22 protein-coding genes are annotated in these 24,443 nt (G+C 72.1%); 12 read left to right on the plus strand and 10 right to left on the minus strand.

All coding sequences use genetic code 11. The features are described 5' to 3' along the window. Position 1: 1 nt before the first annotated feature. The 4 genes from Q9R28_RS14655 to Q9R28_RS14670 all read left to right on the plus strand — a co-directional run bounded on the left by Q9R28_RS14655 (position 2) and on the right by Q9R28_RS14670 (position 4,433). Positions 2-1,249: an ABC transporter ATP-binding protein gene (locus Q9R28_RS14655; RefSeq protein ID WP_311206447.1), complete on the plus strand. Its 1,248-nt coding sequence runs from the start codon at positions 2-4 to the stop codon at positions 1,247-1,249. 1 nt (position 1,250) lies between these two features. After that, positions 1,251-2,378 carry a glycosyltransferase family 1 protein gene (locus tag Q9R28_RS14660; RefSeq protein WP_311206448.1) on the plus strand — a complete coding sequence of 376 codons (1,128 nt, stop codon included), beginning with the start codon at positions 1,251-1,253 and terminating at the stop codon, positions 2,376-2,378. Next, complete coding sequence (locus Q9R28_RS14665) at positions 2,375-3,250, plus strand: glycosyltransferase family 2 protein (protein ID WP_311206449.1); 876 nt, start codon at positions 2,375-2,377, stop codon at positions 3,248-3,250. The genes Q9R28_RS14660 and Q9R28_RS14665 overlap by 4 nt, the downstream gene beginning before the upstream one ends. Positions 3,251-3,311: 61 nt before the next feature. Further along, positions 3,312-4,433: a glycosyltransferase family 2 protein gene (locus tag Q9R28_RS14670; protein ID WP_311206450.1), complete on the plus strand. Its 1,122-nt coding sequence runs from the start codon at positions 3,312-3,314 to the stop codon at positions 4,431-4,433. A gap of 21 nt (positions 4,434-4,454) precedes the next feature. Here the strand turns inward: Q9R28_RS14670 and Q9R28_RS14675 are convergent, their stop codons facing one another. From Q9R28_RS14675 to Q9R28_RS14690, 4 genes are all read right to left on the minus strand, one after another. Further along, on the minus strand, positions 4,455-6,380 hold the full coding sequence (locus Q9R28_RS14675) for a glycosyltransferase (protein WP_311206451.1): 1,926 nt from the start codon (positions 6,378-6,380) through the stop codon (positions 4,455-4,457). After that, on the minus strand, positions 6,380-7,243 hold the full coding sequence (gene rfbA, locus Q9R28_RS14680) for a glucose-1-phosphate thymidylyltransferase RfbA (RefSeq protein WP_311206452.1): 864 nt from the start codon (positions 7,241-7,243) through the stop codon (positions 6,380-6,382). The genes Q9R28_RS14675 and rfbA overlap by 1 nt, the downstream gene beginning before the upstream one ends. A gap of 10 nt (positions 7,244-7,253) precedes the next feature. Continuing rightward, positions 7,254-7,862, minus strand: a complete 609-nt coding sequence (locus Q9R28_RS14685) for a dTDP-4-dehydrorhamnose 3,5-epimerase family protein (protein WP_066655027.1) — start codon at positions 7,860-7,862, stop codon at positions 7,254-7,256. A gap of 100 nt (positions 7,863-7,962) precedes the next feature. Beyond that, positions 7,963-9,063, minus strand: coding sequence for a hypothetical protein (locus Q9R28_RS14690; protein ID WP_311206453.1), 1,101 nt, complete (start codon positions 9,061-9,063; stop codon positions 7,963-7,965). 163 nt (positions 9,064-9,226) lie between these two features. Here Q9R28_RS14690 and Q9R28_RS14695 point away from each other — a divergent pair, with 163 nt between their 5' ends. The 3 genes from Q9R28_RS14695 (at position 9,227) to rfbD (ending at position 12,090) form a co-directional block, all read left to right on the plus strand. Further along, positions 9,227-10,168: a glycosyltransferase family 2 protein gene (locus tag Q9R28_RS14695; RefSeq protein WP_311206454.1), complete on the plus strand. Its 942-nt coding sequence runs from the start codon at positions 9,227-9,229 to the stop codon at positions 10,166-10,168. Between the two features lie 87 nt (positions 10,169-10,255). Next, a complete protein-coding gene (rfbB, locus tag Q9R28_RS14700; protein WP_311206455.1) occupies positions 10,256-11,242 on the plus strand; it encodes a dTDP-glucose 4,6-dehydratase in 987 nt (328 codons plus the stop codon). Beyond that, positions 11,239-12,090 carry a dTDP-4-dehydrorhamnose reductase gene (gene rfbD, locus Q9R28_RS14705; protein WP_311206456.1) on the plus strand — a complete coding sequence of 284 codons (852 nt, stop codon included), beginning with the start codon at positions 11,239-11,241 and terminating at the stop codon, positions 12,088-12,090. The genes rfbB and rfbD overlap by 4 nt, the downstream gene beginning before the upstream one ends. A 114-nt stretch (positions 12,091-12,204) precedes the next feature. Here rfbD and Q9R28_RS14710 read toward each other — a convergent pair whose 3' ends face one another. Both Q9R28_RS14710 and Q9R28_RS14715 read right to left on the minus strand, forming a co-directional pair. Continuing rightward, the gene (locus Q9R28_RS14710; protein ID WP_311206457.1) at positions 12,205-13,161 is read right to left on the minus strand and encodes a pentapeptide repeat-containing protein; all 957 of its coding nucleotides are present in this window, start codon (positions 13,159-13,161) and stop codon (positions 12,205-12,207) included. Further along, positions 13,158-14,717, minus strand: coding sequence for a hypothetical protein (locus Q9R28_RS14715; RefSeq protein WP_311206458.1), 1,560 nt, complete (start codon positions 14,715-14,717; stop codon positions 13,158-13,160). Before Q9R28_RS14715 ends, Q9R28_RS14710 begins: the two co-directional genes overlap by 4 nt. A gap of 121 nt (positions 14,718-14,838) precedes the next feature. On the opposite strand from Q9R28_RS14715, the gene Q9R28_RS14720 reads away from it, so the two are divergent. Beyond that, on the plus strand, positions 14,839-15,981 hold the full coding sequence (locus Q9R28_RS14720; RefSeq protein WP_311206459.1) for a glycosyltransferase family 1 protein: 1,143 nt from the start codon (positions 14,839-14,841) through the stop codon (positions 15,979-15,981). 169 nt (positions 15,982-16,150) lie between these two features. After that, positions 16,151-16,858: a hypothetical protein gene (locus Q9R28_RS14725; protein WP_066655046.1), complete on the plus strand. Its 708-nt coding sequence runs from the start codon at positions 16,151-16,153 to the stop codon at positions 16,856-16,858. 18 nt (positions 16,859-16,876) lie between these two features. Here Q9R28_RS14725 and purE read toward each other — a convergent pair whose 3' ends face one another. Continuing rightward, positions 16,877-17,389 (minus strand): 5-(carboxyamino)imidazole ribonucleotide mutase, encoded by a 513-nt coding sequence (gene purE, locus Q9R28_RS14730; RefSeq protein ID WP_311206460.1) that lies wholly within the window; start codon positions 17,387-17,389, stop codon positions 16,877-16,879. A gap of 61 nt (positions 17,390-17,450) precedes the next feature. Then, positions 17,451-18,587, minus strand: coding sequence for a 5-(carboxyamino)imidazole ribonucleotide synthase (locus Q9R28_RS14735; RefSeq protein ID WP_311206461.1), 1,137 nt, complete (start codon positions 18,585-18,587; stop codon positions 17,451-17,453). A 133-nt stretch (positions 18,588-18,720) separates the two neighbouring features. Here Q9R28_RS14735 and Q9R28_RS14740 point away from each other — a divergent pair, with 133 nt between their 5' ends. Together Q9R28_RS14740 and Q9R28_RS14745 are read left to right on the plus strand one after the other, a co-directional pair. Continuing rightward, complete coding sequence (locus Q9R28_RS14740; RefSeq protein WP_066655053.1) at positions 18,721-19,209, plus strand: GtrA family protein; 489 nt, start codon at positions 18,721-18,723, stop codon at positions 19,207-19,209. Positions 19,210-19,245: 36 nt separating this feature from the next. Beyond that, complete coding sequence (locus tag Q9R28_RS14745) at positions 19,246-20,802, plus strand: DUF2142 domain-containing protein (RefSeq protein ID WP_311206462.1); 1,557 nt, start codon at positions 19,246-19,248, stop codon at positions 20,800-20,802. Positions 20,803-20,848: 46 nt separating this feature from the next. On the opposite strand, the gene Q9R28_RS14750 is transcribed toward Q9R28_RS14745, so the two are convergent. Beyond that, positions 20,849-21,841 carry a lysylphosphatidylglycerol synthase domain-containing protein gene (locus tag Q9R28_RS14750; RefSeq protein ID WP_311206463.1) on the minus strand — a complete coding sequence of 331 codons (993 nt, stop codon included), beginning with the start codon at positions 21,839-21,841 and terminating at the stop codon, positions 20,849-20,851. Then, complete coding sequence (locus Q9R28_RS14755) at positions 21,838-23,061, minus strand: polysaccharide pyruvyl transferase family protein (RefSeq protein ID WP_311206464.1); 1,224 nt, start codon at positions 23,059-23,061, stop codon at positions 21,838-21,840. Before Q9R28_RS14755 ends, Q9R28_RS14750 begins: the two co-directional genes overlap by 4 nt. Positions 23,062-23,195: 134 nt before the next feature. Between Q9R28_RS14755 and Q9R28_RS14760 the strand changes: the two genes are divergently transcribed. Beyond that, positions 23,196-24,407, plus strand: coding sequence for a glycosyltransferase (locus Q9R28_RS14760; protein ID WP_311206465.1), 1,212 nt, complete (start codon positions 23,196-23,198; stop codon positions 24,405-24,407). Positions 24,408-24,443: the final 36 nt, after the last annotated feature.

Below are 24,443 nucleotides of genomic sequence, written 5' to 3' on the forward strand. Positions count from 1 at the left end.
GATGAGCATCGACAACGACACGACCACCGACGCCGGCTCGCCCGCGTCGCCCTTCGCCGGCGCCCCGGACGTCGTCACGGTCCGGAACGTCTCCAAGAAGTTCACGATCCGCAAGGACAACTCGCTCAAGGAGCGCGTCGTCACCCTCGGCCGCGCCGGCCGACGGCACAGCGAGGACTTCTGGGCGCTCCGTGACGTCAGTCTCGACATCCCGGCCGGCACCACCATCGGGCTGCTCGGACCGAACGGGTCGGGGAAGTCGACCCTGCTCAAGACGATCGGCGGCATCCTCGAGCCGAGCTCCGGCACGGTCGAGCGCCGGGGTCGCCTCGCCGCGCTCATCGAGCTCGGCGCCGGCTTCCACCCGGACCTGACCGGTCGCGAGAACGTCTACCTGAACGCCGCGATCCTCGGGCAGACGCAGGAGGAGACCGAGGCCCGCTTCGAGGACATCCTGCAGTTCTCGGGCATCGGTGACTTCATCGACACCCAGGTGAAGTTCTACTCGTCGGGCATGTACGTCCGGCTCGCCTTCGCCGTCGCCATCAACACCGACCCGGACGTCCTGCTCGTCGACGAGGTCCTCGCCGTCGGCGACGAGCAGTTCCAGAAGAAGTGCCTCGACAAGATCCGCGAGTTCCAGGAGCAAGGCCGCACCATCATCCTGGTCTCGCACTCGCTCGGACAGGTGCAGGAGCTCTGCGACTCCGCGGTGGTCCTGCACCACGGTGAGGTCAAGTTCCAGGGGTCCGCTCGGCTCGCGGTGAAGAACTTCCGCGAGATCCTCGAGGACCGTCGTGTCGCCGAGGTCGAGGCGAACCACCCCGAGGAGCAGGCCACCCCGGGCAAGGTCGAGCACGTCGAGCTCGAGATCCCCGGCAAGCAGACTGGTGCGGAGCACGTGCACGGCGACGACCTGGTCGTCCGCGCGACCTTCTCGCACACCACCGTGCTGCCCGAGTGGCGCGCGGGCATTAAGATCGAGACCCACCTCGGGCACCCCGCGTTCGGTGTCGACAGCCGGCAGCTGCAGACCCGGCACGAGCCGCTCGACGGCACCGCCACGGTCGAGTGGCACCTGCAGGACCTGCGGCTCGGCGGCGGACAGTACTTCGTGCACGTGTTCCTCGCGAAGCCGAACGGCGAGCACATCGTGATCCAGCGCGAGGCAGCTCGCTTCGTCGTCGCCGACGAGGACACGCAGTCCGGCATCGCCTGGACGAAGACCACCGAGCGCCAGGTCCACTGACGTGGGGGCTGTCCCCGTGCTCGTCGACGCGACCTCGGTGCCGCCGAGCCGCGGCGGCGTCGCGCGCTACATCGCCGGTCTGCTGCAGGGCCTCGGCGACCTCGACGTCCGCGTCGACGTCGTCGTGAAGCCCGGCGACCTCGCGTGGCTGCGCGGGCTCGCACCGACGCACCGGTACCACGCCTCCCCCGGCTGGACCGCGTCGCGGCCGCTCCGGCTGCTGTGGGAGCAGGTCGGCCTGCCGGGGCTGCTCCGTCGCACCGGGGCGACCGTCCTGCACAGCCCGCACTACACGTTCCCGGTGATCCGGGCCTCCCGGACGGTCGTCACGCTGCACGACGCGACGTTCTTCTCCGACCCGGCGGCGCACTCGCGCCTGAAGCGCACCTTCTTCCGCACGTGGACCCAGCTCGCACGGCGGTGGGCACGAGGCACGGTCGCGCCGAGCGCGGCAACGGTCGCCGAGCTCGACCGGCTGGCCGGTCGCGCCCGCCGAGCGACGGTCGTCGCGCACCTCGGGGTGGACGCGACCGTCTTCCGCGTGCCGTCCGCCGCCGAGACGGCGGCCTTCCGCGCCGCACACGACCTCGGCCCGGACACCACCTGGATCGCGTTCCTCGGGACCGTCGAGCCGAGGAAGCAGGTGCCGGCGCTCCTCGCCGCGCACCGAGCACTCTGCAGTCGGGGCGCCGCCGTCCCACCGCTGCTCGTCGCGGGAGGCCTCGGCTGGGACGAGGAGGCACGGGCCGAGCTCAGCGCCGTCGGCGACGAGCCCGGCGCGCCCGTGCGCTACCTCGGCTACCTGCCGATCGAGGAACTCCACGTCCTGCTCGGGGCCGCACGCGTCACTGCCTACCCGAGCACCGGCGAGGGCTTCGGGCTGCCGGTGCTCGAGGCCATGGCCTCCGGCGGCGACGTCCTGACGACCCGGCGGCTCGCGATTCCCGAGGTCGGCGGCGATGCCGTCACGTACACGGAGCCGGACACCGACGCCATCCGCGACGCCCTCGCGGCGATGCTCGCCGAGCCCGCCGACGCCCGGGCGGAGCGCGTGCACCGTGCGCGGGTACGGAGCGCCGAGTTCACCTGGGCCGCCTGCGCCGAGCGCCACCTGGGGGTATACGCATGAGCGACCGGCCCGAGCAGGGCGGCGCTTCCCCCCACCGTGCCGCGATCGTGACGGTGTCGTACGAGTCCGGCGACGTGCTGCCCGCGTTCCTCGCATCCACCGCCGCCGCGAGCAGCCGGGACGTCGAGGTCGTGGTCGCCGACAACGACTCGGCGACCGCCGACGCACTCCGCCGCGTGACCGAGACGGCCGGGGCGCGCTTCGTCGCGGTCGGCGCGAACCTCGGGTACGGGGCCGCCGTGAACCGCGCCGTCGCCTCGCTCGACCCCGACGTGCGGTGGGTCCTCGTGTCCAACCCCGACGTCGTGCTGGCCCCCGGAGCGCTCGACCGCCTGATCGCCACCGCCGAGACGGACGGGACGATCGGGGCCGTCGGGCCGCGCCTGCTCGAGCCCGACGGTGCGGTCTACCCGTCGGCGCGGCTCGTCCCCTCGCTCCGCACCGGGCTCGGTCACGCGGTCTTCGCGAACGTCTGGCAGGGCAACCCGTGGACGAAGCGCTACCGGCAGGACGGTGACCACACGGTGCGTCGCGACGCCGGCTGGCTGTCCGGCGCGTGCGTGCTGGTGCGCCGCGACGTGTTCGACCGACTGGGCGGCTTCGACGAGGCCTACTTCATGTACTTCGAGGACGTCGACCTGGGGTGGCGCATCGGTCGCCTCGGCCTGCGGAACGTGTACGAGCCGGGGGCGGTCGCCACCCACGTGGGCGGTACCGCGACGCGTGGATCCTCGGAGCGGATGCGCCGCGCCCACCACGAGAGCGCGTACCGCTTCCTGGCCGGCAAGTACGCCGCGTGGTGGCTCTGGCCGCTGCGAGCGGTGCTGCGCGTGGCGCTGTCCGTCCGTGCACGTGCAACGCGGACCCGCTGAACCCGGATAACCTCTCAGGGAAGCACGCCCACCCGCCCTCCCCCGACCCGGATTGCAGCACATGATCCTCGCCGTCACCCTGATGGTCCGCGACGAAGCGGACGTCATCCCCGCCTGGCTCGACCACCACGTCGCCCAGGGCTTCGACGTCTTCGTCATCACCGACAACGGTTCGGTGGACGGGACGAGCGCCCTGCTCGAAGCATTCGCCGAACGCGACGACGTCACCGTCGACCTGCGCCACGACCCCGTCCACCGCAAGCAGCAGAGCACCGTCGTGACCGGCATGGCCCGCGACGCCGCGTCGGTGCACGGGGCCGACTGGGTGGTGAACGCCGACGCCGACGAGTTCATCCTGCCCGTCGACCGGACGCTCACCGCCCGACAGGTCTTCGAACGCCTCGACCCGGTGATCGGCGCGTTCTTCGTGCCGGTCGTCAACCTGACCGGCGAACTCGCCGAGTCCGGGGCCGGCATCGAACGCCTGCACTGGCGCGACGAGCGGTCCGTCGAGGAGCTCCGGGCCGTCGGTCTCATCGCCCCGCCCACCGCGAACACGGTCCACGTCGGCGACCCGGCGGTCACGGTCGTGCAGGGCAACCACCGTGCGAGCGTGGCGAACGGCGCTCCGGTGCCGGAGGGCCTCGCGCTCGAGGTCCTGCACCTGCCGTGGCGGTCCTGGGCGCAGTACGCGCACCGCGTCGAGGTCACCGGCCGCGCCTACGACGACAACCCGGACCTCACGCCGAGCCCGCGGCACCACGGCATGCGCGACTGGCGCCGGCTGCAGGAGGGGGTGCTCGAGGCCGTCTTCTCACTCCGCTTCGTGACCGACGACGAGGCAGGGGGCGGACCCTTCACTCGTGACGACGGCATCGCCGAGGTCCTGCGCCGTGCGGGCTCGACCTCGCTCGGTGCGCCGGAGCCCGTCGTCGCACAGCAGCGACTGGAGGCCCTCCGGTCCCTCGGGCGCTCGATCGCCGACCGCGACGCCCGCATCGCCGCGCTCGAGGACGAGGTGCGCGACAGCGCGGAGCTCGCCGACTCGCTGCGCCGGACGGTGCAGTTCGAGCGCGACGCGCACCGTCGGACCGAGGCGGAACTGGCCGCCGTCAGGGCCCGACGGATCGTCCGGCTCGCCGACCGAGCCGGGGACGCCGCCCGGCGCATCCGACGACGCTGACCCGCGTCGGGCGCGCGCGGCTCAGCGATCCGCGCGCGCCCGACGGACGGCGTCGAGCAGCGTCTCGGCCCGGTTCCGGAACGAGTGCTCGGCACCGATCCGCTCCCCCCGCGCCACACGGTCCTCGAGCGTCGCCGACTCCCCCGCGCGGACGGTCTCCCGGAGCTGCTCGACCGAGGTGTACGTCCGCACCGCGCCGTGGAAGAGGTCGTCGACCCCCGGCACCGGATCGGTCACGACCAGCGCCCCCGAGGCAGCGGCGTCGAACAGCCGGTTCGACAGGAAGCCGTCCCGCGCCATGTCGTCCCAGTGGTCGTTGAGCACCACCCGGGCGGTCCGGTAGAGCGCCGGCAGGTCGTCGTTCGCCACGAAGACACCACGGTGCACGCCCTCGGGCAGGAGCTCCTCCCAGCCCTCGCCCCACACCGCGAGGTCCACCCCGGCCTCGACCGCGTCGCGGACCACGGGCCGGAACACCCGTCGGGTCTTCCCGACGAACGCGGTGTCGAGCGCGCCGAACGCGGCGTCCGGAGCACCCGGGTGGAAGCGGGCAGGGTCGGTCGCCTGCAGCAGCGGCGCGACCGGCAGCCCCGTCTCCCCGGCGACCCGGGTGGCCCACACCGGCCCGGCGGCGAACCGCAGGTCGTAGCGTGCCAGCTCCGCCGGCGTCACGAGGTCCGGGTGCGAGATCACCCAGAGCACGTTCGTCGCCGAGGGGTGCACCGGGGTGTCGTCGAGTCCGCGCAGGGTCAGCGCGACGTCGTCGAGGTGCTCGGAGAAGGGCCGGACGTGCGACTCGCGGTGGTCGACGACGACCTCCTGCCCGAGACCCCGCAGCGCCCGCGCGAGGTCGCGCGCGAAGAACGTGTCCCCCCAGTCGTCCCCCCGTGCCCCCGGGTGCGCCGCGATCCGCAGCGACCAGCGCAGCCGTTCCCCGCGGTCGCGCAGGGACAGCCGCTCGGTGCCCCGCTCGGCCCGGACGACGGGTTCGCGGAGCGCCACGGGTGCACCGACCGGGTCCGCGGTACCCCGGGCCGGGAGGAATCCCAGGCACTCCAGTGCCGGCGCGGTGCACTCGTCGCGACGTCCTCGCCAGACCGCGAGCGCATCCGCCGCGTCCGCGTCGTAGCGCCGTTCGCGGACGGCCGGGTCGCCGTAGGCCCGCCCGAGCGGCACGAGGACGCAGTCGCCGTGCAGGTCGTCGGCGGTGTCGCGGGTCAGCCGGGCGACCGCGGTGCGGGTGTCGACGGTGCGGACGGGGTCCGCGAGCGCGGCGACGGGCGCGGCGAAGCAGGGCAGGTCCGCCGCGAAGACGGCCGTGCCGTCGAGTCGGTCGGCGTCCTCGGCGGGGTGGCCGCGCAGCAGCGACGCGACCGGGGCGGTCGGCTGGGGCAGGGACGCGCCGGCGCTCAGCACCACGTCGTCGGCCGACCGGACGACGGCCACGGCGACCCGCGCCTCCCGGCCGACCGTCGCGACGAGCCGGGCGTGGGCGCCCTCGGGGAGGGTGATCGCGGCGTCCTGGACCACGACCGTGGCGGACCGGAGCTGCGCGCGTGCCGCGGCGACCGCGCCGCCCCAGGTCGCCGCGACCGTGCGCTGCGCGACCACGTGGTCGGCCGCTGGCTCGACCGGCGCGTAGGTGCTCGTCGGGCCGGCGTGCACGTCGTACGCACTGACGACGACCGTGCGTGCGCCGGCGGCGACCGCGGCGGCGACCGACGGTCGGTGCGCTCCGTCCCGGAACGACCGCTCCTGCACGGTCACGACGACGTCGAACCCGTCCGGTGCGACCGTCGGCCGGTCCGTCACGAGGGACGTGTCGACCGGGAGGCGCGGCTCGGCCGCTCCGTCGACCCCACCACCGCGGGTGGTGGCGTCGGGACCCGTCCGCTCGGCTCCCGCAGCAGCGGGCCGCCCGAACAGCCGGCCGAGCCGGGACGCCATCAGCCCTGCAGCAGGGCGTTCAGGTAGACGCCGTAGCCGCCCTTGACGAGGGGTGCCGCGAGGTCGGCGAGCTGTGCGTCGTCGATCCACCCGTTGCGCCAGGCGATCTCCTCGATGCAGCCGATCTTGAAGCCCTGGCGGTCCTCGATGACCTTGACGTACTCGGACGCCTGCATCATCGACTCGAACGTGCCGGTGTCGAGCCAGGCGGTCCCGCGGTCGAGGACCTGCACGCCGAGCTTGCCCGCCTCGAGGTACCGCTCGTTGACGGTGGAGATCTCGAGCTCACCGCGTGCGCTGGGCTCGATGGTCTTCGCGATCTCGATGACCGAGTTGTCGTAGAAGTACAGCCCCGGGACGGCGTAGTTCGACTTCGGCTGCGCGGGCTTCTCCTCGATGGAGACCGCGGTGAACGCGTCGTCGAACTCGACGACGCCGTACGCCGTGGGGTCGGCCACGTGGTAGGCGAAGATGGTCGCTCCGTCGACGCCGGTGTTCTTCCGCAGGTTCGTGCCGAGGCCGGTGCCGTGGAAGATGTTGTCGCCGAGGACCAGCGCGACGCTGTCGTCGCCGATGAACTCCTCGCCGATGACGAACGCCTGCGCCAGGCCGTCCGGGCTCGGCTGCACGGCGTACTGGATGTCCATGCCGAGCGACGAACCGTCGCCGAGCAGAGCCTTGAACTGCTCGTTGTACTCCGGCGTCGTGATGACGAGGACCTCGCGGATGCCGGCCATCATGAGCGTCGACAGCGGGTAGTAGACCATCGGCTTGTCAAAGATCGGCATGAGCTGCTTGCTGATGCCCTTGGTGATGGGCCAGAGGCGCGTGCCGGAACCACCGGCGAGGATGATGCCCTTCATCGGACCGTCCTTACTTCTTCGTGCGGAGGGACTCGGTGTAGGCCACCGCTTCCTCGTAGGTCGGCAGCAGGCCCTGCTCGGCGGCCTGCTCGAGCGTCGGGGCCGAGGTGTCCTTCTCGGAGAGCACCGGCTCGCCGATCCCCTCGGGCAGCTCCAGGCCGACCGTCGGGTCGAGGATGCTGATGCCCTTCTCGCGCTGCGGGTCGTAGTGGGCGCTCACCAGGTAGTTCACCGTCGAGCGGTCCTCGAGCGCGACGATGGCGTGGCCGAGTCCCTCGGACAGGTAGACGGCCCTGCGGTCGACGTCGTCGATGCGGACCGCGTCCCACTGGCCGAACGTCGGCGACCCGACGCGGATGTCGACGATGTAGTCGATGAAGGCCCCGCGGACGGCGGTGACGTACTTGGCCTGGCTGGGGGCGACGAGGGCGTAGTGGATCCCGCGGGCGACACCGGCGGACGAGATCGACATGTTCACCTGGCGGAGGTCGAGCGGGTGACCGACCGTGTCCTCGAGGACGTCGGCACGGTACGCCTCGAGGAACGCTCCTCGTGCGTCGCCGTGCTGGACGGGCGTGAACTCCCACGCGCCGGGGATCTTCAGTTCGCGGATCTGCACCGGGGCAGCCTAGCAAGGCGACGCAGCGGGACGTCGGTGGGCCGCACCGCGACGGCGACCCGGCCGACGACGCTGCCGGGGCCCGGGCAGACCGGCTCGCTCAGCCGATCCCGAGCGCGCGGCGCCAGGCCCGCTCCCCGGCGTTCGGAGCGCCCGCGGAGACGACCCGCTGGGCGGCGACGTACGCACGTGCGCGGCGGTTGCGCTCGGGGCCCTCCCGGAACGCGGTGGCCAGCGCGGTCCGCCACTCCTCGGGGTCGTCGCCGACGAGGAGCCCGCCGTTCCGGTCCGCACCCGCGTAGGACGGTCGGGCGGAGCCGACGAACGGCAGGCCGAGCATCGTGACCTCGAGGAACTTCAGGTCGCTCTTGGCGTCGTTGAACCGCTCTCCGGTCAGCGGCGCGACCCCGGCGGACCACCGATCGGCCTGCCCCGTCAGGAAGGCGACGAACGCCGGGTAGTGCGTCGCCCCCTCGGGGAGCGTGATCCGGTCGAACCAGGTGCCGTCCTCCCCGGTGACACCGATCACCTCGAGCCGCACCCGGCGACCGTCCTCGGTGACGAGACCTTCGAACACCGGGCGGAGGAGTTCGAGGTCCGCCGCGTGCGTCGCGCTGCCCATGTACAGGACGCGCCGGTCGCCGGTGCTCGGCGGCTCGGCAGGACGGGAGGGCCAGAGTCCCGGCTGCACGCCGTTCGGGACGACGACCGCGTCGACGCCCTGCGCCGCGAGCACCTCGCGCAGCTGCTCGGTGGCGACCACGACCGCGTCGGCGGACCGCACGAGCCGTTCGACCGACGCCAGCCGGTCCGGCGCGTACTCGGCACGGGCCAGCCGGGCACGCGCCTCGGGCGTGAAGAAGTCGTCGTCCACCTCGGCGACGATCCGCGTGCCCTCGTCGCGTGCCCGCGCGAGCGCGGCGTCGAGCGACGCGAGCGGGAACGCGTCGCGCTGCACCAGGACGGCGTCGAGGTGCGCGGTGTCCGAACCGTCGGCCCACCGCACCGGGTCGACTTGGACGGTCCGTGCGAGGCCGTCCGCGGCGAGTGCGGACATCCGACCGGTCACCCGGACGTGCGCGGACGCCGGGTGGACCCCTCCTGCCCCGTGCACGACGAAGCCGACGAGCGGTGGGGGCGCAGCGGGGGTGGTCCCGGCGCGCCGGAGGACGCGGGCGATCGCCGACCTGAGGGGTGCCATCGCCCCATCGTGGCACGGCCGGCCACGGCGTTCTCGACTCGGTTCCCGCTTGTGCGTAGACTCGACCGTCTGTGTGTCCGCGAAGACACGCGTCCGGCCGTGTGGCCGGGACCCGAAGATCCCGGGCTGCAGCCCGGCCGACGACCCCCAGGACCCACCACCCGTGAAACTGTTCGTCCAGATCCCCTGCCTGAACGAGGAGCAGACCCTCCCGTCGGTGCTCGAGACCATCCCGACCTCGATCCCCGGCGTCGACGAGATCGAGATCCTCGTCATCGACGACGGCTCGACCGACCGCACGGTCGAGGTCGCCCGTGCGCACGGCGTCCGGCACTTCGTCCGGCACACGAGGAACATGGGTCTCGCGCGGTCCTTCCGCGACGGGGTCGACTACGCCATGCTGCACGGCGCCGACATCGTGGTGAACACGGACGGCGACAACCAGTACCCGCAGTCGCAGATCGCCGACCTCGTCCAGCCGATCCTCCGTGGCGACGCCGACATCGTGATCGGCGACCGGCAGACCCGGACCATCGAGCACTTCTCCGGGTTCAAGAAGTCGATGCAGCGCTTCGGCTCCTGGGTCGCCAGCCGGGCCGCCGGCCTCGACCTGCCGGACGCCGCGAGTGGGTTCCGCGCCTACTCGAAGTACTCGCTCATCCGTCTGAACATCGTCACTCGTTTCAGCTACTGCATGGAGACGATCGTGCAGGCGGGCTACAAGCGTCTCGCCATCGCCAGCATCCCGATCACGACGAACGCGAAGACGCGCGAGTCCCGGCTGTTCAAGAACATCTGGCAGCACATGTTCCAGTCCGGGTCGGCCATCGCGCGGGTCTACCTGATGTACCGGCCGATGGCACTGTTCGCCTGGGTGAGCGCCGTCTTCGGGGTGGCCGGACTGATCCCGTTCGTCCGGTACCTCGTGCTGCTGTGGACGGACAGCGGCGGCAACCACCTGCAGTCGCTCATCCTGGGCATGGTGCTCATGATCAGCGCGCTCCTGTCGATCACGATCGGCGTGGTCGCGGACCTGACACGACTGAACCGGACCCTGGCCGAGGAACAGCTCGACCTGCAGAAGCTCGCGCGCTACGGCGACTGACGCCGGACCGGCCCCCGCTACACTCGACCCCGACCGCCGTCGGCTCCTCGTGACCGACGCACATCGGCCACGAAAAGGAAACCAAGCGTGAAGATCCTCGTCACCGGAGGGGCCGGCTTCATCGGCTCGAACTTCGTCCGTCGGACCCTGGAGGACGCCTACCCGGGGCTCGAGGGCTCCGAGGTCGTCGTCTACGACGCCCTGACGTACTCGGGCAACCTCGAGAACCTCGCGCCCGTCGCGGACTCCCCGCGGTACACCTTCGTGCAGGGCGACATCCGTGACGCCGCGAAGCTCGACGAGGTCGTCCCGACGGTCGACGCGATCGTGCACTTCGCCGCGGAGTCGCACGTCGACCGCTCGGTGCGTGACTCCGGGATCTTCGTCGAGACGAACGTCGTCGGCACCCAGCGCCTGCTCGACGCCGCGCTCCGGCACGGGACCGAGCGCTTCGTGCACGTCTCCACCGACGAGGTCTACGGCTCCATCAGCGAGGGTTCGTGGGCCGAGGACCGTCCGCTCGAGCCCAACTCGCCCTACTCGGCGTCGAAGGCCGGGAGCGACCTGCTCGCCCGGAGCTACCACCGGACGCACGGGCTGAACCTCTCGATCACGCGCTGCTCGAACAACTACGGGCCCTACCACTTCCCCGAGAAGGTCATCCCGCTCTTCGTCACCAACCTGATCGACGACCGGCACGTGCCGCTGTACGGCGAGGGCGACAACGTCCGCGACTGGCTGCACGTCGACGACCACACCCGCGGCATCGCGTTGGTGCTGACCCGTGGGCGCGCCGGCGAGACGTACAACATCGGTGGCGGCACGGAACTCACGAACAAGGAGCTCACGCAGCTCCTGCTCGACGCGACCGGCAAGGATTGGTCGTACGTCGACCGCGTGCAGGACCGCCTCGGCCACGATCTGCGCTACTCGGTCGACATCTCGAAGATCCAGGCAGAGCTCGGCTACGAGCCGCAGGTGCCGTTCGAGCAGGGCCTCGCCGACGTCGTGCAGTGGTACCGCGACAACCGCTCGTGGTGGGAGCCGCTCAAGGAGCGCGCGGCGATCGCATGACGCGCTACCTGATCACCGGGGCGGCCGGCATGCTCGGTCAGGACCTCCAGCGATCGCTGGCAGGGCGTGACGTCACCGCCCTGTCCCGCGCAGACCTCGACGTCACCGACCAGGCTGCCGTCTCCGACGCGGTGGCCGGACACGACGTCGTGGTCAACGCCGCGGCGTACACCAAGGTCGACGACGCGGAGTCCGACGAGGACGCCGCCGCCGCCGTGAACGCCCGTGGTCCCGAGGTCCTCGCCACCGCGGTGGCGGCGACGGGCGCACGCCTGGTGCAGGTGTCGACGGACTACGTGTTCGACGGCACGGGGACGACCCCGTACGCCGAGGACGAGCCGACGCGGCCCCTCGGCGCCTACGGGCGGACCAAGTCCGCCGGCGAGGCAGCGGTCCGCTCTGTCGCGCCGGACAGGTCGTACATCGTGCGGACGGCCTGGCTCTACGGTGCCGGCGGCCCGAACTTCGCGAAGACCATGGTGCGGCTGGCGGCGTCGCACGACACCGTGAGCGTCGTCACCGACCAGGTCGGGCAGCCCACGTGGACCGCCGACCTCGCCGACCAGATCGTCGCGATGCTCGACGCTGGTGCTCCTGCCGGCATCTACCACGGCACGAACGGTGGCCGGGCTTCCTGGTTCGACTTCACGCGGGCGATCTTCGAGGAGGTCGGGCTGGACCCGGAACGCGTGCTGCCCACGGACAGTTCCGCGTTCGTCCGTCCCGCGCCCCGGCCGGCGTTCAGTGTCCTCGGACACGACGGCTGGCGACGTGCCCGCCTGGCGCCGATGCGTGACTGGAGGGACGCCCTCCACGCCGCCGCGGCTGCGGGTGTCCTGACCGCCTGACCGGACGAGGACGTCGACGGGGCACGAGACCGGAGGGTCTCGTGCCCCGTCGACGTCGGCATCCGTTGCACGCGGGGGCCCGGTGCCCGTCCTCCCGCTGGTGCGGTGGGACGGTCAGCGCCCGATGCGGAACGTCACGGGGGTCCGGACCTGCTTGCCGTTGTCCGCGATGAACTCGACCTTCGTGGTGCCCGCACGTTCGGGCACACCGGTGACGGTCAGCGTCTCGGGGTCCCAGGAGAGGCCCGCGGGCAGCGATGCCGAGAAGGCCGTGACGACCGCCGGGAACGGACTGTCCGCCTGGAACTGCACGGACACCTGCTGCCCCACCCGGAGCGCCACCGTCGAGGGGACGTCTACCTGGGGTGGCAGCTTGACCTCGACGTTCCGCGTGTACTCCAGGGTGCCGTCGTACTCCGCCGTCGTCGACAGCGTGCACGTCACGCCGTTCTCTCCCGGGTAGAACAGCCCTTCCCGCTTCGCGCATGTGTTCTTCTCGATCCCCGGCTGCGTGCCCGCGGTCAGGGTCACCTGGACCGGGTCCGAGTCCGTGACCCACTCGGAGAAGGTGGACGCTGCCAGGACGGTGTCCTCGACGTTCATGCCGTTGATGCCGGCGCGTGTGAAGTCGGTGTCGGAGAGTGTCGCGCCGCTGAGGTCCGCCTGGGTGAGGTCGGCGTCCCGGAACCGGGCACCGCTGAGGTCGGCACCCGAGAGGTCGGCGCCGTAGAGGATCGCTCCGTCCAGGTCGGCGCCTCGCAGGTCCGTTCCGGACAGGTCGGCGAGTCGGAGGTCGATCCCCGACAGGTCACGGCCGGCCAGGTCGTCGCCGGAGCACTCGGTGTGCGATGCCGGCGACGCGCCGGCGACCACCCGGCAGGCGCCGATGACCTGCGCGTTGGGTGCCGAGAGGAACTCGTAGCCGACGGCCATCACCGCGACGACCAGCACCACGAGCGCGACGGACCAGTGCCGTCGGGAGAGCCGTGGGCGGATCTGACCGGTCCGGATCGTCGGGTCGTCACCGGCGATCGTGTCGCCGATGTCGGGCTCGGTGGGACGTTTGGTCACGAGGCGACTCCCGTCAGGAAGCTCGGCAGCAGGTGGAGCGCGATCGGCGTGTACCAGCCTTCGCCGCGCGCGTAGGTGAAGAACGCGATCGGTCCGGCGTACGTCACCAGGGTGAGGACGCCGAGCAGCACCGCCGGCACGACGAGCACCCGACGCCACCAGTGCGGCAGCGTGCGCCAGAGTGCCACACCGGCGATGATCGCGAACACGTAGATCAACGGCAGCACCGGCAACAGGTACCGACCGGAGAAGGCGTACTCGTTGTCGAGCCGGATGAACGTCCGGAGGTTGAAGAAGAACATCGCCACCACGTAGCTCCCGGCGACGAAGAGCCCCCAGACCGATGCCCGCGTCCGGACGAGGCTCCGGAAGGACAGCAGCGTCGCGACGACCGCGACGACGAACGTGACCGCGCCGGCGATCTGCACGACGGTGGAGACCTGCCACACGGTGTTGCGTCCGCGGTAGAAGAACATGCTCTGGAAGTAGGCGCTGATCCAGCTGCCGACGAACTCGAAGAGGTCGAACGGCGTCTGCGGTACGGCGTTGACGATCCCGAGGTCGTGCGCCCTCGCCGCCCAGTAGTTCCGCCGGTAGATGTCGAACGCCAGGCACTCCTGGTGGGTGTGCAGCTTGGTGCAGGACGGGTTGAACTGGCCGTAGACGAGGAGGTTGCCGCCGATGCGCTCGAGCAGCACCGCCGCGGTGACCACGAAGAGCAACGCCCACAGCGACGACGTCACCGGGTGTTCCGCGAAGACCCGACGGAAGCGCTGCACCGGGTGTGCGAACGTGCGGACACCGTCCCGCTGCAGCACGAGGGCGACGGCGACCGCGACCGCGACGAGCACGAACGGGACGAACGTGTACTTCACCACGATGGCGAGGGCCCCCAGGACGAGGGCACGGAAGAGGTCCGAGTACGCGTGTCCGCTCGAACGGATCAGGCGCGCGCAGAAGAGCAGGCAGAGGAAGAACAGCGTGTTGGCCGGGGTATCGTACGTGACGGCAGCCGCCTGCCACTCGTACCGGCCGGTGCCCGCGAGCAGCACCACGACGAGCGTCGCGACCCAGGGCGCCGTACCCATCGTGCGGACCAGGCGGTGGACGACCACGAGACCGACCGCCGCGATCAGGACGTTGGCGAAGCGCAGCGCCACCACGATGACCGAGTACGGTGCGCCGAGGTCGAGCAGCGGCTTCACCGGGAAGCTCATCACGTAGTAGTAGACGTAGCTCGGGAAGCGTTCGATCTCGCCCATCTGCAGCAGGCTCGCCGGGGCGTCCGTGATGACGGGACCGGCCCAGACGCTGCGCCCCGCGTAGTACAGGATGTTCGCGATGTGTCGGTTCTCGTCCGGCGCGATGGTCCCCGCGTAGGGCACGTTGCCGACGCCGTCGACGACCGGCATGTGGACGGCGACGGAGAACACCGCGCCCACGAGCACGAAGAGGACGAGCGTCAGGCGCAGGGTCCAGGGGTTCTCGAGGACGCGGACGAGCGGAGCAGCGTGGAGGGCGCGCAGCCTGCGCCCCGGTGCGGTTGTTGTTGCCAAGGGTCCCCTTCGGTCCGTCCAACCCTAACGAACGACCGTGCCACGACCGAACGCACCCAGGAGCGAGCGGACCCCGCTGGTAGGGTCGGAGCCCGTCCACCAGCACCACGAGGAGCCACCGATGACCACCCTCCGTGTGATCCTCGACCAGGTGATCTCGCCCGTTCCCGGCGGGATCGGGCGGTACGCGGAGGAGCTCACCCGGCAGCTCGTCGCGACGGCACCGCCGGGATGCGACGTGGAGGCCGTCGTGTCCGCAGCGCCGGCCGCCGACCTCGACCGCCTCCGGACCCTGCTCCCCGGACTCGCCGGGTTCGACCGTCTCCCCCTCGGCCGACGCGAGCTCGCCCTCGCGTGGCAGGCCGGGCTGGCCAGAGGGGCCTCTGCCGGCATGGTCCACGCGCCGAGCGTGCTGGCGCCGTTGGTCCGGCACGACCGGTTCCAGGACCCTGGTCACCAGACCGTCGTCACCGTGCACGACGTGGTGCCGTGGACGCACCCCGAGACCCTCACGCCCCGTGGGGTGCACTTCCACAAGTCGATGGTCAAGCGCGCCTGGCGCCACGCGGACGCGGTCGTCGTCCCCACGCACGCCGTGGCAGCCGAACTGAACCGCATCCACCGCTTCGACGAGCGCATCCGGGTCATCGGCGGCGCACCGAGCGGACGACTCGCCGTCCCGCCGGACGCCGACCTGCGCGCCGAACGCCTCGGCCTCCCCGAGCGCTACGTGCTCGCCGTCGGCACGCTCGAGCCGCGGAAGGGCCTCGGCCACCTGATCCGGGCCATGGCCCACCCCGCCGCCCCCGCGGACGTCCCCCTCGTCGTGGCAGGCCCGGACGGGTGGGGGGACGTGGACGTCCACGGCACGGCCGAGGCCGCCGGGCTCGCGCCCGATCGGGTCAAGGTGCTCGGGCGCATCGAGGACGCCGACCTTGCCGTCGCCTACGACCGGGCCACGGTCTTCGTGTTCCCCAGCCTCGCCGAGGGCTTCGGTCTGCCGGTCGTCGAGGCGATGTCGTTCGGCACCCCCGTCGTGCACTCGGACGACGCCGCCGTCCGTGAGGTCGCTGCGGACGCCGGCGTGACCGTGGCCCGCCACGACCTCGAGGGCTACCCGGAGCGCCTGGCACAGGCCGTCTTCCAGGTCGTCAACGACCCGGTGCTCGCGTCACGACTCGCCGTCACCGGACCCGACCGGGCACGGATGTTCGACTGGCGGGACTCCGCCGAAGAGGTCTGGCAGCTGCACGCGGACCTCTGACCCCGTCGGGCACGACGACCAGCGGGCACGACGACCGACGGGCACGACGACCAGCCGGCACGACGATGCCTCCGAACCTGGCGCAGCACCGGTCACGGGACTGCACCGATCCTCCGCGCCACCGTGTCGGGCGGACGGATCGTCGCACAGTGCTGCGATCATCACACCCATGACGCGTCCTCACCGCACCTCGGCCATCGTCACCGCGATCGCGCTCGCAGCCGGGCTCGGCACCACCCTCGCATCGTGCTCCCGCGCCGACGACCCTGCACCCTCGACGTCGGCGTCCGCCGCCACCCGGACGCCGAGCACCAGCCCGACGCCCACGCGTTCCGCCCCGGTCCCGGAGCCGGCCGGCACCCCGACGGCGGGCAGCGACACGTCGAGCGCGGGCCCGACCGAGGACGCCCCCGCCGACGGCAGCGGTCAGGGAACGGGCAACGGCAGCGGGGCCGACGCACCGGCCACCGTCGACTGGGCGGCCGTTGCCGAGCAGGGCATCGCCGCCGCCGGCGGCGGGACCGTGATCTCGATCGCCGGCTCCGGGGACGACTGGACGGTCCTGGTGTCCGGTCCGGACGGCGCACGTACCCAGTCCGTGGTGTCGGCCACGCTGGGCCGGGTGACGTCGGGCCCGTTCCCCAAGGACAGCGACGCGGCGACGCGGCAGTCGGACGTGTCCCGGACCGAGGGCCTGCAGGTCACGGCGGACCGCGCGGCCACCTCGGCTCTCGGAGCGGTGCCGGGCAGCACGCTCGTCTCGGTGGTGCTCGGTGGTCCGGCTTCGGCCCCGGTGTGGACCGCGACGACCTCCACCACCGCCGGCACCACGACGGTCAGCGTCGACGGCAGGACGGGCGCCGTCAGCGTGTCCTGAACGGCCGCCCGCGAGCGCTCAGAGCGCCTCGCGCAGGGCGCGTGCCTTCCGCTCGACGACCTGCTCGAGTCCGTCGGCGTACTCCGCGAGGGCCGATCGGACCCCGGCGTCGGTCGTGCCGATGATCCGCGCGGCCAGCAGACCGGCGTTGGCCGCACCGTTGATCGCCATGGTCGCGACCGGGATCCCGGCCGGCATCTGCACGATCGAGAGCAGCGAGTCGAGCCCGTCGAGGCGCGCGAGCTGCACGGGGACCCCGATCACCGGCAGCGTGGTCAACGACGCGACCATGCCCGGCAGGTGCGCCGCTCCACCGGCTCCGGCGATGACGACACGGATGCCCCGGGCGGCTGCGGCACGGGCGAAGTCGACCATCTTGTCGGGCGTCCGGTGCGCCGAGACGACGTCGGCCTCGAACGCGATGCCCAGTTCCCCGAGGATGTCGGCGGCCGCACGCATGGTCGGCCAGTCCGAGTCGGACCCCATGATGATCGAGACGAGCGGTGCGGTGGCGGCGGTGGTGTCGGTCACGGCACGAGCCTAGCGGCGGGTGAGGGCCCGGCGTCCGTCCAGCAGACCGGCGAGGACGCGGTCAGTCGTCGAAGTGCGCTGCCGCGGCGCGGGCGCGGTAGGCGACGTCGTCCACGTCCTCGCCCAGCACCGTGACGTGCCCGACCTTGCGGCCGGGACGAGGGGCCTTGCCGTAGAAGTGGAACCCGGCCTCCGGGAAGTCCGCCAGTGCGGCCGGGTAGCGGGCCGCGAGGTCGCCGTCGGCCGGCCCACCGAGGACGTTGACCATCACGGCCGCCGGCGCGTGCATGCCGGTCGTGCCGAGGGGCAGGTCGAGGACGGCGCGCAGGTGCTGCGCGAACTGGCTCGTCGTCGCCCCGTCGATCGTCCAGTGCCCGGTGTTGTGCGGGCGCATCGCGAGTTCGTTCACCAGGATCCGCTCGTCGGCGGTCTGGAACAGCTCGACCGCCAGCACCCCCGTCACGCCGAGCTCCTCGGCGATCCGGACCGCGAGGGACTCCGCCGCGTCCGCCAGTCGCCCCGCGGCGGCCGGCGCCGGCGCGATGACCTCGGCGCAGACGCCGTCCCGCTGCACGGTCTCGACGAGCGGCCAGGCCACGACCTGGCCCGAGGGGCGACGTGCGACGGACTGCGCGAGCTCGCGGGTGAAGGGGACGAGTTCCTCGACGAGCAGGGCCTGCCCGTCGCCGAGCTCGGCGACGGCGGTGAACCAGTCGTCGACGTCGGACGGGTCGGAGACGACACGGACACCCTTGCCGTCGTAGCCGCCACGCGGGGTCTTCACGACGGCGCGTCCGCCGTGGTCGGCCAGGAAGGCGGCGAGGGCGGACCGGTCCTCGACGGCCGCCCAGTCCGGGACGGGGACGCCGAGCTCGCTGAGCCGTCGACGCATGGTGATCTTGTCCTGCGCGACCGCGAGCGCGTCCGGCCCCGGGTGCACCGCAACGCCCTCGTCGACGAGGCGACGGAGGACGTCCTGCGGGACGTGCTCGTGGTCGAAGGTCACGACGTCGACGCCCCGCGCGAAGGCGAGGACGGTGTCGACGTCGCGGTGGTCGCCCTCGGCCGTGGCGGCGATCGCGGCGGACATCCCGGGCCCCTCGGCGAGGACGCTGATCTCGAGCCCGAGCTCGACGGCGGCGGGGACCATCATCCGCGCCAGTTGTCCCCCACCGATCACTCCGACGTGCAGCGCCATCCTGTGCGTTCCTTCCGCGATTCCGGACCTCGGTCCGCGACCGCTCGACTACAATCCGTCGAGGCCGATCATCGATCTGCCCCGTTCCGACCGCTGGCCGGTCCCGGCCAACTCTACGGAATCAGGAGAGCACGTGCGGCGACTCATCGCACAACTCGCACGCTTCGGCGTGGTCGGGGCGATCGGCTTCGTCGTCGACCTGGGGGTCTTCAACGTCCTCCGCGCCACGGTGCTCTCGCCGGACGAGGTGCACAGCGGTCCGTTCTGGGCGAAGGTCGTCTCCACGACGGTCGCGATCTTCGTGAACTGGATCGGCAACCGGTACTGGACGTTCCGGCACCAGCGCCGCTCCGTCGCTGCGAAGGAGGGCTTCGAGTTCGTCGTCGTGTCCCTCGGCGGGATGGTCATCTCGCTCGGCTGCCTGGCGGTCTCGCACTACGCGCTCGGCTTCACCTCGGCACTCGCCGACAACATCTCCGGCAACGTGATCGGGCTGGGGCTCGGCACGATCTTCCGCTTCTGGCTCTACAAGGTGTGGGTGTACCACCCCGACCGGGTCGAGCAGGAGTCCGCCCGGCGCGCGGACGCGACGCCGGAGACGGTCCGCGTCCCCGAGGTCTGAGTCCAGCCGCTCACGCGCCGTCCGTAGGATGGTCCGGTGACGACGCCCGGACTCCGAGACAGCGCACCGCCCGTCGATCGTCGGGAGCGCGTGGCCGTCGCCGTGGTCACGGTCACGTTCGGGCTCTGGTTGCTCGTGTGGGCGCTGGTCGTCCCCGTGTTCCAGGCTCCTGACGAGACCGCGCACATCGACGCGACGGTGCACCTCGCGACGAGTGCCCCCTGGGTGGCTCCCGGGGAGATGCACGTGCTCAACGCGGTGCAGGCCGCGGCCGCGCAGCAGGCGACCCTGCCCAAGTCCGAGTGGTCGGACTTCGCGGAGCTGCTCGGGGGCGCTCCGGGTGAGTCGAGCACCGTCGACCAGATGACGCAGCACCCGCCCACCGCCTACCTGGTGGGGGCGTTGGTCCTGAAGGCCGTCCACTTCGCCGGCCTCCGGTGGGACCACGCCGTCCTCGTGCTGCGCCTCGTCGACGTGGCGGCGGTCACCCTCCTCCCGCTCCTGACCTGGGCCTCGGTCCGGCGACTCACCCGCTCACCTCGCGCGGGCCTGGTCGGGGCGCTGGCACTGTTCGGCATCCCGCAGCTGGCCTCGATCGCGTCCTCGGTGTCGAACGACGCACCCGTGATGCTGTTCGCGGCCGTGGTCGCGTGGCTCACGGTCCGCCTGCTGACCGGCGACCACCGCTGGCGGACGACGCTCGCCCTCGGTGTCGTGCTCGGCGGCCTCGTGTGGATCAAGGGGACGGGACTCCCCGCCGTCCCCTTCGCCGCGCTCGTCGTGCTCGTCGCCGGCAGCGGGTTGCTCCCGCTCCGCACCCGACTCGTCCGGACGGTCGTGACGATGGCCGTCACCGCGGGCATCGGCGCCTGGTGGTGGGTCCACAACGTCCTGGCGTACGGGCGGGTGCAGCCGAACGGGTACACCGCGATGCGTCCGCCCAAGGAGTTCCCTCCCGGCGAGCACCCGACGCTGTCGCACTTCCTGGACGTCAGCTGGGGGACGTTGGCCCGGACCTTCTGGGGCAGCCCCGGCATCAAGGCCCAGGTCTCGATCGGTGACGTGCTCACCAGCGTGCTCACCCTCGTCACGCTCGCCGTCGTCGTGGCATTCGCCTTCCGCAAGGGTCCGGACCGCCGCGCCGTCGTCGTGCTCGCGGTCTTCCCGGCACTGCTCATCGCGATCCAGACCTACACGAGTGCCCACGCCTACCTGACCACGACCGAGGTCGCCGCGACGCAGGGCCGCTACTACTTCCCCGCGATCGTCTGCCTGGTCGCCGTGAGCGCGATCGCGTGGCGGCGGATGGCCGGCGGACCGACTGCGCGGGCCCGGACCGCCGTCGGACTGTCGATCGCGCTGCCGGCGGTCGGGCTCTACGGACTCGGCGTGGTCTCCAGCTGGTTCTGGAACGCCGCGCGGTTCCCCGTCACACCCGCCGGTGTCGAGCGGTACGTGGCGCTCGGACCGGTCCCGCCGTCGGTCGTCGCCGTCCTCGTCGCGCTCGTGCTCGTCGGTCTCGTCGCGACGGTGACCGCGGTGGTGCGCAGCGCAGCGCCGACGCGAGCGCCCGGGGTGGTCACGACCGCCTGACCGCCTGCCGACGTCGGAGCCGGTCGACGGGCCGCCGACCTGCCGGTCAGCGCCCCGGAGCGGGCTCGACCCCGGCCGGGTCGGCCTGGTCCGGTCTCCCCCGCTTCGAGAACCACGTCGGCACAGCGGCGGTGAGCAGGAAGAGGCCGTCGACGGCCAGGCTCCAGACGCGGGTGACGACGACCACGACGAGCGCGATCGGTCCCGGCATCACGAGGCCGAGGAGGAGCGCCTGGACGCCCTCGCGCACACCGAGCCCGCCCGGGGCGAACACGGCGAGCATGCTGATCGCGGACGCCATGCTGGCCGCCCCGATCACGAACGCCGCGTCCGCGGGACGCAGGGACGGGTAGACGGCGAGCGTGATGAAGTAGTACGCACTCCCCGAGAGCACGGCGCCGGCGACGTAGAGCCCGGCACCGCCGAGCACGGTGCCGAGGCTCGGCGCGACGTCGGCGTCGAGCGGCGGGCGGCGGAGGATCCGCAACGCCGTGCTGATGAGGAACACGAACACCCTCGGCACGAGGCAGACCACGCAGCCGATGAAGGCGACGACCATGAGCGCGATGATCCAGGGGTCGAGCGTGTGCGTCCGCGGATCGATCAGCAGGAGCACGAGCGCCAGCGCCAGCGTCGCGGCGATCTGCAGGGCGCCCTCGAGCAGCCCGCTCACCCCCAGCCGCGCGCGGGAGACGCCGTGCTTCGAGGCGAAGTAGACCTTACCGATGATCCAGGTCGCGGCTCCCGGGATGTAGCGGCCCATCCACGACTTGGCGTAGACGAAGGTCAGCGCGACACCGCTCCCCCGCAGGCCGGTCGCGCCGAGGCGCCTGAGCAGGAAGAACCAGATGCCGACGCCCCAGTACCGGAAGCCGAGGCTGATGACCGTCGCCACGGCGACCCACCACCAGTTCCAGCGGATACCGGCGAGCTGCCCCCAGTCGACGCTGCGGACGTAGAGGAAGAGGAACACCGCGAGCAGGACGTAGAAGGCGATGGGCACCGCCCGTCGCAGGACCCGCTTCGTCGTCGCGCTCACCGCACGCCCTCGGTTCCGCGGGCGAAGTCCGTGTGCAGGGCACCGGTCATGCGCTCCACACCGGCGGCGAGGTCCGCGACCACACGCTCACGGTGCTCGTCGAGGTCCTCGAGCGACGCGACGACGTCGGCGACGAAGGTCGGCTCCAGAGCGTCCTCGATCGGGCGGGCGTACCGCTGCTGGCCGATCTGCTCGAAGAAGAGCCGCCCCTTGTCGACGTAGTACAGCACGGTGGCCGGCACGCCCGCGATCGTCGCCACGATCGCCGAGTGGAGACGGCTCGCGATGAAGAGCCGACTCCGCGACATCAGGCCGGCGTACTCGGCGGGCGAGAACTCGTCGGCCTCGACGACGTGCGCTCGGACGCCGTGGCGCATCTGGGCGATGACCTCGCGCGCGAACGCGGCGTCGCCCTCGGAGGCCTCCATGTGCATGGGGTAGAAGACGACGTCGACGTCCCACCGTTCGACGACCGTGTCGACGAGCTCCGCGAGCGCCGCACGGTAGGTCACGAGGTCGGCGGACTCGACGTGCGACCGACGCAGCGCCTTCGGGATGAAGCGGAACGGGATCCAGCCGCTGCGCTTGTAGTGGAACCAGCGTCGGACGCCGATGCCGACCGACCCGTCGAGCTGATCCGCCGACAGGCCGGTGGTCCGCTGGAGCCGCGCGAGCACGTCCGCGTCCGGTGCGGTCACGGTGCCGACCACCGCGGGGTCGAAGGAGGCGATGACGGGCGTCCGGACACCCCACGAACGCAGCTTCTCCCGCGACTCCTCGTCGCGGACGATGAAGACCTCGGTGAGGTCCACCGTCGCTCGGATCAGCCGCTTGCTGATGCCGGCGGAGGTCGGGCCGATGCCCTGGAACGCCCCGACGACGTGCCGGTTGACCGCACGGACGAGCACGAACTTCAGCAGCCAGTAGACCAGGCCGAGCTTGTTCGTGTAGTCCTTGAGGATCTCGCCACCGCCCCAGAGGACGACGTCCGCGGTCCGGGCAGCCCGGAGCAGGCGGAAGAGGTCGCCGATCCCGGTGCTGTACGGCGACATCGGGAGGAACCGGATGCCGAACCAGGCTCCGTCGCGCTCGGGGTACTGCGACAGCGACACGATCTCGGCGCCCGGCCACCGCCGGCGGGCGAGCTCGATGTTCCCGGCGAGGATCGCCCGGTCCCCTCGGTTGTGGGGCGAATCGCTATTGTGGATGAGTACGCGCACGGGTCTCCTGCTCCGGTCCTGCCGGCCTGCGCAGCGGTCGCACCGCGGGCCCCGAGCAGCGTACCAACCCGCGCGGCGTCCCCGATCGAACGGGACCCGTCCGCCGAACGACCGTCCACCCGGAAGGCACCCCCTTGCCCGCACCCGTCCGCCCCAGCACCGGTCGTCCCCGCCTGCTCGTGCTCGCATCCACCTTCCCCGCCCACCCCGACGACGGCGTCCCCGCCTTCGTGCTCAACCTGGCACGGCAGGAAGCGGTCGAGTTCGACACCGCGGTGCTGACACCGCGGGTCGCCGGCGCCGCCCGCTCGGAGACGATCGACGGCGTCCGGGTGCGTCGGTTCGCCTACTTCCCGCGGCACTTCGAGGACCTGGCCGACGGCGCGATCCTGGACAACCTCAAGGCCGACCGGAAGCGTCTCCTCCAGGTGCCGGCACTCCTCGCGGCGCAGTTCCTCGCGGTGCGTCGAGCCGTCCGTGCCGCACGTCCCGACGTGATCCACGCGCACTGGGCGATCCCCCAGGGACTCGTCGCGGCACTGGCGGCGCCCGGGGTGCCCCTCGTCGTCACGACGCACGGCGGCGACGTCTACGCGCTCCGCGCCGCGCCGCTGGTCCGGCTGAAGCGCTGGGTGTTCGGGCGTTCGGCGCACGTGACCACCGTCAACGACGAGATGCGGGCCCGCCTGACGGAGTGGGGTGTCGACCCGGCCCGGTCGAGCGTCGTCCCGATGGGTGTCGACCTCGCGCCCGCGGTCGCGGCCAGGGAGACCACCGTCCGGCGGCCCGGGCACGTGGTGGCCGTCGGCCGGCTGGTGGAGAAGAAGGGCTTCGGGAACCTCGTCGAGGCACTCCGCGGCCTCGAGGGCGTCGACTGGTCGTTGACCGTCGTCGGCGACGGCCCGTGGCGCGAGCGCCTCGAACGACAGGCCGCGGGGCTGCCGGTCACCTTCGTCGGGCAGCGCGGCAAGAGCGAGGTGCTCGCCACCCTGGCGTCCGCCACCGTCGTGGCCCTGCCGTCCGTACCGGCCGCGAACGGCGACCAGGAGGGACTCCCGGTGACGCTCCTCGAGGCGGCGGCGGTCGGCGCGGCGATCGTGGCCAGCGACCTCCCGGGCATCCGGGACGTCGTCCGTGACGACGTCTCGGGTCTGCTCGTGGAGCCCGGCGACGTCGACGCGCTGCGCGCCGCCCTCGTGCGCGCGCTCACGGACGCCGACGCCCGGGAGCGCCACCAGGCCGGAGCGACGACCGCTGCGGCCGAGTACGCGACCGAGCGCATCGGCTCCCGTTACCGGGACGTCCTCCGCGCGGCCGTCGAGCGCCGCACCCCGCACCGGGGCTGAACGTCACCGGCCGGGTCCGCCCCGCCCGGAGACGAC

The sequence above is a fragment of the Curtobacterium sp. BRD11 genome (assembly GCF_031844345.1).
Classification (GTDB): Bacteria; Actinomycetota; Actinomycetes; order Actinomycetales; family Microbacteriaceae; genus Curtobacterium.

Bases quoted from the DNA above. Each gene is read 5' to 3' on its own strand.
- Q9R28_RS14655 (WP_311206447.1), top strand. From the start codon at position 2: ATGAGCATCGACAACGACACGACCACCGACGCCGGCTCGCCCGCGTCG.
- Q9R28_RS14665 (WP_311206449.1), top strand. From the start codon at position 2,375: ATGAGCGACCGGCCCGAGCAGGGCGGCGCTTCCCCCCACCGTGCCGCG.
- Q9R28_RS14670 (WP_311206450.1), top strand. From the start codon at position 3,312: ATGATCCTCGCCGTCACCCTGATGGTCCGCGACGAAGCGGACGTCATC.
- Q9R28_RS14675 (WP_311206451.1), bottom strand. From the start codon at position 6,380: ATGGCGTCCCGGCTCGGCCGGCTGTTCGGGCGGCCCGCTGCTGCGGGA.
- rfbA (WP_311206452.1), bottom strand. From the start codon at position 7,243: ATGAAGGGCATCATCCTCGCCGGTGGTTCCGGCACGCGCCTCTGGCCC.
- Q9R28_RS14690 (WP_311206453.1), bottom strand. From the start codon at position 9,063: ATGGCACCCCTCAGGTCGGCGATCGCCCGCGTCCTCCGGCGCGCCGGG.
- rfbD (WP_311206456.1), top strand. From the start codon at position 11,239: ATGACGCGCTACCTGATCACCGGGGCGGCCGGCATGCTCGGTCAGGAC.
- Q9R28_RS14720 (WP_311206459.1), top strand. From the start codon at position 14,839: ATGACCACCCTCCGTGTGATCCTCGACCAGGTGATCTCGCCCGTTCCC.
- Q9R28_RS14725 (WP_066655046.1), top strand. From the start codon at position 16,151: ATGACGCGTCCTCACCGCACCTCGGCCATCGTCACCGCGATCGCGCTC.
- Q9R28_RS14735 (WP_311206461.1), bottom strand. From the start codon at position 18,587: ATGGCGCTGCACGTCGGAGTGATCGGTGGGGGACAACTGGCGCGGATG.